The organism is Methylobacterium sp. B1, assembly GCF_000333255.1.
In the GTDB taxonomy this organism is placed as follows: domain Bacteria; phylum Pseudomonadota; class Alphaproteobacteria; order Rhizobiales; family Beijerinckiaceae; genus Methylobacterium; species Methylobacterium fujisawaense.
The window spans coordinates 1-5,672 of the sequence record NZ_BACT01001001.1 but is presented as its reverse complement, the minus strand read 5'-3'; the positions used below and the strand labels follow the sequence as shown (position 1 = coordinate 5,672).

The 5,672-nt window shown below is 70.5% G+C and carries 5 protein-coding genes and 1 pseudogene; 3 read left to right on the top strand and 3 right to left on the bottom strand.

Annotation, left to right across the window (positions count from 1 at the left end):
• Positions 1-21: 21 nt before the first annotated feature.
• From I53_RS27890 to hemA, 3 genes and pseudogenes are all read right to left on the bottom strand, one after another.
• Positions 22-417 (bottom strand): annotated as a pseudogene (locus tag I53_RS27890) (adenine phosphoribosyltransferase); the annotation flags it as partial.
• A gap of 279 nt (positions 418-696) precedes the next feature.
• Entirely contained in the window at positions 697-1,494 is a 798-nt protein-coding gene (locus I53_RS27885; protein WP_043357127.1) for an inositol monophosphatase family protein, read from the bottom strand.
• A 338-nt stretch (positions 1,495-1,832) separates the two neighbouring features.
• Positions 1,833-3,128: a 5-aminolevulinate synthase gene (gene hemA / locus I53_RS27880; RefSeq protein WP_043357125.1), complete on the bottom strand. Its 1,296-nt coding sequence runs from the start codon at positions 3,126-3,128 to the stop codon at positions 1,833-1,835.
• A 315-nt stretch (positions 3,129-3,443) separates the two neighbouring features.
• On the opposite strand from hemA, the gene I53_RS27875 reads away from it, so the two are divergent.
• The 3 genes from I53_RS27875 to I53_RS27865 all read left to right on the top strand — a co-directional run.
• Complete coding sequence (locus I53_RS27875; RefSeq protein WP_043357123.1) at positions 3,444-3,635, top strand: hypothetical protein; 192 nt, start codon at positions 3,444-3,446, stop codon at positions 3,633-3,635.
• 86 nt (positions 3,636-3,721) lie between these two features.
• Positions 3,722-5,011, top strand: a complete 1,290-nt coding sequence (murA, locus tag I53_RS27870; protein ID WP_043357121.1) for a UDP-N-acetylglucosamine 1-carboxyvinyltransferase — start codon at positions 3,722-3,724, stop codon at positions 5,009-5,011.
• 279 nt (positions 5,012-5,290) lie between these two features.
• On the top strand, positions 5,291-5,672 hold a 382-nt coding region (locus I53_RS27865; protein WP_043357119.1), incomplete at its 3' end, for a prolyl oligopeptidase family serine peptidase.

Genomic DNA, 5,672 nt, shown 5'->3' with positions numbered 1-5,672 from the left:
GCAGGTTCACCGCCGCCGGGGCGTGCCGCCGGTGGCGATCAGATCGTCGACCAGGAGCACCCTGTCGCCGGGCCGGACCGCGTCGACGTGGATCTCGATCTCGTCGGTGCCGTATTCGAGAGCGTAGGCCATCGAAACCGTCGTGTGGGGCAGCTTGCCCTTCTTGCGGATCGGCACGAAGCCGCAGGAGAGCTGATGGGCGATGGCCCCGCCCAGGATGAAGCCCCGGGCCTCGATGCCGGCCACTTGGTGGATCTGCCCGCCGGCATAGGGGTGAACCAGCGCGTCCACCGCCCGCCGGAAGGCGCGCGGGTCGCTGAGCAGCGTGGTGATGTCGCGAAAGATGATCCCGGGCTTCGGGTAATCGGGAATCGAGCGGATCGATTCCTTCAGCGCGACGTGGCGGCGGGCTTCCATGCGTTCGGCCTTCCGTGGAGAACCGCGGGCTTAAAGCAGAAGGTTGCGGTCCTGACCAGTTTCCGGCGGCAGGCCGGGCGGGTCAGGCCGCATTCGGTGCGTCCCGGCGGTCCGGCGACCGTCCCACGCGGCGCGAGCGGTCCGGTCGCCGCGGGCGCGCTTGGCTCCGAGGAAGCCCGCCCGAGGCGGGCAATCCCTGATCGCCGCGGGCGTCGAGACGCGGCGCGTCGGCGGGCCTCGATCCCGGTCTCCGCCGCGCGGTCCCGGGATGACGGGCCGCTAGGCCGCCTGGACCTTCTTGAGGATGGCGACGAGTTCCCGGTGCAGCTCCTCGTTGCCGCAGGCCACCGACCGGGGCGCGAGCGGCTCGGCGGCGCCATCCGCGGAGGTCACGAAGCCGCCCGCCTCGCGCACCAGGATCACGCCGGCGGCGAAATCGTAGGTCTGGAGATCGCGCTCCCAATAGGCGTCGAGGCGCCCGCAGGCGACATAGGCCATGTCGAGAGCCGCCGATCCCATCCGGCGGGTGCCGCCGGCCACCGCCATGACGGCGCCCAGCTCGCGCAGGAGTCGCGGATGGCTGCCGCGACCGAGATAGGGCGTTCCGTAGCCCACCAGCGCGTCGGCCATGTCCTGACGGCCGGAGACGCGCAGGCGCCGGTTGTTGAGATAGGCCCCCTTCCCGCGCTCGGCGACGAACAGCTCGTCCTTGATCGGGTCGAAGATCACACCGGCGACGATCTGGCCCTCGCGCTCGAGGCCGACCGAGACGGCGAAATGGGGCACGCCGTGCAGGAAGTTCGAGGTGCCGTCGAGGGGGTCGATGTGCCAGGTGTGGCTTTTGTCGGTCCCCTCGATGATCCCGTTCTCCTCCTGCACGAGACTGTAGCCCGGGCGCGCCTTCATCAGGGCGTCGCGCAGCACCTCCTCGGCCTTGCGGTCGGCCGCGGAGACGAAGTCACCCGGGCCCTTCCGCGAGACCTGCAGGTTCTCGACCTCGCCGAAGTCGCGGCGCAGGCCGCGCGCGGCCTTGCGCACGGCATCGACCATCACGGTCATGAGCGGGGAGGAGATCATGGTCGGACTTTTCGCGGGTGAGGATTGACGCCGTCGTTACAGCCCGGCGCCGGAAAAGACGAGATGGGGGCAGGACATGGGCGCCGTGCGGCGGGGGGCCGGCCCGGACCGGGTCCCAGGGATCGTCGTCGCGGCGCGGCCCGTCCCTCGGGCGAGAGGGACGGGATGAGGGGCGTGCGTCAGCCGGACGTGGCGCGACCTGAGCGCGCGTCACCGGTACGCCTGATCCGGAACCTACCCTTCCTCAGCCGGAAGGGTGAGCCGATCGCGCCCTGTGATAGAGGCCACGGCCCCTCGATGGGGCCAGGCCGTGGCGGTCGATACGGAGACCCGAGGCCCTACTCGGCGGCCTCGACGAAGACCGTGCCGGCCCGGGGCAGATCCAGCGCCTCCCAGGTCTCGCTGAGGGCCGCGGCGAGGCGCTCGATATGCGCCGCGTCGTGGAATGGCGACGGCGTGATCCGCAGGCGCTCGGTGCCGCGCGGAACGGTCGGATAATTGATCGGCTGGATGTAGATGCCGTGGTGCTCCAGCAGGTGGTCGGCCGCGGCCTTGCACAGTTCGGCATCGCCGACCATCACCGGCACGATATGGGTCTCGGTCTCCAGGATCGGCAGGCCCGCCGCGGCCAGGGCCGCCTTGGTGGCCGCCGCCTGGCTCTGGTGCGCCTCCCGCTCGGCGCTGGAACGCTTGAGGTAGCGCACCGACGCCCGTGCCGCCGCCGCCACGGCCGGCGGCAGCGCGGTGGTGAAGATGAAGCCCGGCGCGAAGCTGCGCACGGCGTCGCAGATCGCCGCCGAGGCGGTGATGTAGCCACCGACGCAGCCGAAGCCCTTGGCCAGCGTCCCCTCGATCACGTCGACCCGGTGCATCACCCCGTCGCGCTCGGCGATGCCGCCGCCGCGCGGACCGTAGAGACCGACGGCGTGGACTTCGTCCAGATAGGTCATCGCGCCGTAGCGGTCGGCGAGGTCGCAGATCCGGCTGATCGGCGCCACGTCGCCATCCATCGAGTAGACCGACTCGAAGACGATCAGCTTCGGCCGGTCGCCGGCCTCCTGGAGCAGCTCCTCCAGATGCTGGAGATCGTTGTGGCGGAAGATCTTCTTCGCGCAGCCTGAATGGCGCACGCCCTCGATCATCGAATTGTGGTTGAAGGCGTCGGACAGGATCAGGCAATCCGGAATCAGCTTGGCGATGGTCGAGATGCCGGCCTGGTTCGACACGTAGCCCGAGGTGAAGACCAGACCCGCCTCCTTGCCGTGCAGGTCGGCGAGTTCGCGCTCGAGATCGACGAGGGGCGAGTTGTTGCCGGCGATGTTGCGGGTGCCGCCCGCGCCCACGCCGCAGCGGGCGGCGGTCTCGGTCATGGCGGCCACCACCTCCTTGTGCTGGCCCATGCCGAGGTAGTCGTTCGAGCACCACACGGTGATCTCGGTCGTCTTGCCGTCGGGCTGACGCCACTTGGCCGTCGGGAACCGCCCGGAAATGCGTTCGATATCGGCGAAGACACGGTAGCGCCGCTCGCCGTGCAGCTGATCCAGCGCGCCGCGGAAGTAGCGCTCGTAGCCGGAACCGGCGCGCGTCGATCCCGTTGGGGCGAGCGTCGTGCTGGGCATCCGGGTCACGGTCATCGAGCGTCCTTCGCGTTTCGGCCACGCGGGCGGCGCCTTGAAGCGCCGGGGTCCCGCGATCTGAGGTCTGGCCTCGGTCAGTCCTTCGCGTGAGGACCGGAAGATACGCGCGGATCTGGAACTGGTTCAAGGTAAGGTTCCGACATCGCTGCGTTGCATCCGTTGAGAGGGCGGCACGAACCCGGTAGCGTCCGTCAGGATCTTTCCCTTCGAACTTGGCTCCGGCGCCCTTCCGAATCCCATGTCTCAACCCGCAGATGGCTCCTCACACCGGAACGCCCGTGTCCCGAGCTTGCGGCGACCAAGGGTCGCGCCATGACCGACGCGAAGACGGACGCGAAGGATGCGCGCACGGAGCGCCTGAAGGCGGCCCTGCGGCAGAATCTGCGGCGCCGCAAGGCGCAGGATCGGGGCCGGACCGAAACGAGACCGGCTCCGGACGCGGACCGGTCCTGCACGTCCGAGGCCGCGATCAACGGTCCTGATTCCGACAAATCCGGTCTATAGGGCACGGCCAAGCCTGGGCGCTTCCGCGCCCGCGATCAGCACGGCCGGCCGCGCGCCATCGGGGATGCGCCGCCCAAGGACACACGATGGACCGCATCCACATCACCGGCGGCGCGCCGCTCAACGGCGTGATCCCGATCTCGGGCGCCAAGAATGCGGCGCTGCCGCTGATGATCGCCAGCCTGCTCACCGGCGAGACGCTGGAACTGATCAACGTGCCGCGGCTCGCCGACATCGCCGCGCTGACGCGGATCCTGGGCAACCACGGCGTCGACCACATGGTGGTCGGCAAGCGCCCCGGTCAGACCACCGAGACGGGCCAGACCATCCGGCTCACCGCCTCGAACGTCATCGACACCACCGCGCCCTACGACCTCGTCTCGACCATGCGGGCGAGCTTCTGGGTGATCGCGCCGCTGCTCGCCCGGTTCGGCGAGGCCAAGGTGTCGCTGCCCGGCGGCTGCGCCATCGGCACCCGGCCGGTCGACCTGCTGATCATGGCCCTGGAGAAGCTCGGGGCCGAGATCGAGATCGACGCCGGCTACGTGGTCGCCCGCACGAAGAACGGCCTGCGCGGCGCCGAGATCGTCTTCCCCAAGGTCACGGTCGGCGGCACGCATGTGGCGCTGATGGCGGCTGCGCTCGCCTACGGGACCACGGTGATCGAGAACGCCGCCCGCGAGCCGGAGGTCGTCGACCTCGCGGAGTGCCTGAACAAGATGGGCGCGAAGATCCGCGGCGCCGGCACGCCCCATATCGAGATCGAAGGCGTGGCCCGTCTGAACGGCGCCCGCCACGCGGTCCTGCCCGACCGGATCGAGACCGGCACCTACGCCATGGCGGTCGCGATGGCCGGCGGTGACGTCGTCCTGAAGGATACGCGGGCCGATCTGCTGCACGCGGCCCTCGACATCCTGTCGACCACGGGCGCCGAGATCACCCCGGTCGAGGGCGGCATCCGCGTGCGCCGCAACGGCGCCGGCATCGCGGCGGTCGACGTCACCACGGACCCGTTCCCGGGCTTCCCCACGGATCTGCAGGCGCAGTTCATGGCGCTGATGACGCTGGCCAAGGGCCAGTCGCATATCCGCGAGACGATCTTCGAGAACCGGTTCATGCACGTGCAGGAACTGGCCCGGCTCGGCGCGAAGATCCGCCTCGAGGGCGACCTCGCCATCGTCGAGGGCGTGGAGCGGCTGAGGGGGGCACCCGTCATGGCCACCGACCTGCGCGCCTCGGTGTCCCTGGTGATCGCGGGCCTCGCCGCCGAAGGCGAGACCCAGATCAACCGGGTCTACCATCTCGACCGCGGCTTCGAGGCGCTTGAGGCCAAGCTCGGCCGCTGCGGCGCGCAGATCGAGCGCGTCCGGGCCTGAGCGACCCCTGCGGTCCGGGACGTCGATGGACGTCGGCGGGCCGCCGATGTCGTCTGAACCCTGACCGCCGATCCGGGGCGCGGGATCCGGTTCTACGGCCGGGCCCAGGCCGGGCGGCCTCTGCTCGATCTGCCGAATGGCGGCGGAGACGAGAACCGGCACGTCTGTGCGGTCGATCGCCGGGACAAACCGGGACCTGAAGCCCTTCCCGGGCGGCGCGGCCGGGCTCGTCCGGGTCAGCCAGACGAGCCCCCTCACGGGGAGGCGTTCCGCGCGCAGGTGATCCGGGCGATCGGCGATCCGGACACCGCGGCGGGGCTGGACCAGATGCGTGCGCGCTCGCCGGTTCACCGGGCCGGCGGGATCCGGGCGCCCCTCCTGATCGCGCAAAGCGCCACCGCCCCCCGGGTGAAGCAGGCCGAGTCCGACCAGAGGGTCGCAGCCCTCGATGCGAAGCGCCTCACGGTGAACGATCCGCTGTTCCCGGACGAGGGCCACGGCTTCGTGCGGCCCGAGAACCGCCTCGCTCTCTATGCCCGGGCGGAGGCCATCCTGGCCCGGCATCTCGGAGGCCACGCCGAGAGCCTCCGGACGCGGCGGCCGAGGCGGGCCATGCCCCGCAGGTCATGCGCGACAGCGGATGCTCAATCCTCGATCTGCC

Bases quoted from the DNA above. Each gene is read 5' to 3' on its own strand.
- murA (WP_043357121.1), top strand. From the start codon at position 3,722: ATGGACCGCATCCACATCACCGGCGGCGCGCCGCTCAACGGCGTGATC.
- I53_RS27885 (WP_043357127.1), bottom strand. From the start codon at position 1,494: ATGATCTCCTCCCCGCTCATGACCGTGATGGTCGATGCCGTGCGCAAG.
- I53_RS27875 (WP_043357123.1), top strand. From the start codon at position 3,444: ATGACCGACGCGAAGACGGACGCGAAGGATGCGCGCACGGAGCGCCTG.
- hemA (WP_043357125.1), bottom strand. From the start codon at position 3,128: ATGACCGTGACCCGGATGCCCAGCACGACGCTCGCCCCAACGGGATCG.